Source organism: Luteimonas sp. A277 (assembly GCF_054052045.1).
The window spans coordinates 1-1,833 of record NZ_JBSVRG010000026.1 but is presented as its reverse complement, the minus strand read 5'-3'; the positions used below and the strand labels follow the sequence as shown (position 1 = coordinate 1,833).

At 62.6% G+C, this 1,833-nt stretch carries 2 protein-coding genes; one reads left to right on the top strand and one right to left on the bottom strand.

Annotation, left to right across the window (positions count from 1 at the left end; all coding sequences use genetic code 11):
• Positions 1 to 247: hypothetical protein (locus tag ACW7G2_RS14015; protein ID WP_456976832.1), on the top strand; the 247-nt coding region annotated here is incomplete at its 5' end.
• An 8-nt stretch (positions 248 to 255) separates the two neighbouring features.
• Here the strand turns inward: ACW7G2_RS14015 and ACW7G2_RS14010 are convergent.
• Positions 256 to 1,392, bottom strand: coding sequence for a glycosyltransferase family 2 protein (locus ACW7G2_RS14010; RefSeq protein ID WP_456976830.1), 1,137 nt, complete (start codon positions 1,390 to 1,392; stop codon positions 256 to 258).
• Positions 1,393 to 1,833 lie beyond the last annotated feature (441 nt).

Here is a 1,833-nt window from a genome sequence, read left to right as displayed (position 1 = left end):
CAGCGGCAACTCCTCCGACCGGATCGACATCCGCAACAACGTCGTGGTCGGCTTCCCGTACTTCGTCAATGGCGGCAAGCGTGCGTTCAACGCCGGCCGGGCCCCCGGCACGCTGAACATTTCTGGAAACCTCGCCTGGAACGTGGGCTCATGCCCCGACGGTGCCACCTGCCGGGCGGAGAGCGGCGGAATCGACATCGGCACCATCGCGCCGTGCACGCGGCTGACCCTGCCTGGCGGCCGCTGACTGCATGCTCATCGCAGCGGTGTCCAGACCACGACTTTCCGGCCCCTGATGAAGCGCACGAGACTGATCGCGGAAGACAGGTTGGTCAGCAGGAAATAATACGGCTGCGCCAACAGCTTGAATGCCCCCAGGCGGGGCAGCGGCAGGAAGCCCAGCGATCCCACCAGGATGCCCGCGACCTGGAGCCCCAGCAGCCACACGTACCGGTCCTGCATGGCCAAGGCGAGGTTCGCGCCCAGCGCCACCGCCCAGAAGACCGGCGAGAGGTATCTCAACAGTTTGTGTGACACCAGCTGCCACGCAAAAACGCCGTAGCGGAACGGATTCAGCAAGTGTCGGTTCCTGGCAAGCACCAGCAGGCTCCGCAGGGTCACCCGGTTGCGCATTGACAGCTCCTGGCGGGGCCGGTCCAGGGTCTCCTCGAAGCAGATCGCCTCCGGCTCGAGCACGGTGCGCAGTCCCTGGTCGCGCACATCCAGGGCGATCATGAAGTCGCTGATCAACTCCGTGGGGATGGGACGATAGGCGCTCGCGCGCACGGCGGACAGCGCACCGCTGACGCCGATGAGGGACCCCAGGGAGCTTTCCGCACTCCGCAAGAGGCTCTCGTATTTCCAGTATGACGAGCCGCCATGCCCGGTGGAATCGGTCGAGCGCGCCGTGTACACCAGGCGGGCCGCAACGCACCCCACTTCAGGGTCGTTGAAGTTCCTGGTGATTGCACGCAACGCGCCGCCGTCCACCACCGTGGTGGCATCAGCGAAGACCAGCACCTCGCCGGACGCGGCGGCAGCGGCCGCGTTCTGGCATGCGGTCTTGCCCAGCCGCCCCTCGATCCGCAACAGCCGCACCCCAGCCGCCGACCAGGCCTGCACGATCCGGTCGGTGGCGTCCGTGGATGCGTCTGATACCACAATAACTTCGAGTTTATCCGCAGGATAATCGAGAGCCAGCGTATTGCTGATTTTCCCGCCTATATGTTTTTCTTCGTTATACGCGGAAATAATAAATGTGACAGGCGGCTCGAATTCTGCGCGCGCCACCGGGCGTTGGAACAAGCGAGCAAGAATCAGCGTCAGGGCTGGATAACCCAGGTAGATATAAACCAGCATCCCGATTGCGCCCCACATCACGATCTCGAGCATGTGCCGCCTCCCTGTAAACAGCCGTTCCGCGCCGTTGCACCTGAATGAACGTGGAATCCGGGGCTGGACGGCCATCTTTCCGGCCGATGGCGCATACAAATCAAACTGACGGCTTAACCGCTACATCAGCAGCCTGCGACGTTGGTCGAATATCCGACTGAACCGTGAACTGCGTCGCAAGGCTGGATGTTGCGCTGCACATAAGATGCTGGCCGGACCACGGAGGGCCCAATTCCCCCAAACCCTTCGGAGAGTCCCTGTAGTGATTCGTATATTGAATAATTTTCGTACTTTGAGAAGCATTTCTCTTTCGCCTTCTTCTTTCCTCTTCACTTCCCTCCTCGTCCTGAGCGCGATCGGTTCGGCCCAGGCAGCCACCTACCACGTCCGTACCGACGGCGGCACCGCCAGCCAGTGCACCGGCCGCGCCGACGCGCCCTA

Bases quoted from the DNA above. Each gene is read 5' to 3' on its own strand.
- ACW7G2_RS14010 (WP_456976830.1), bottom strand. From the start codon at position 1,392: ATGCTCGAGATCGTGATGTGGGGCGCAATCGGGATGCTGGTTTATATC.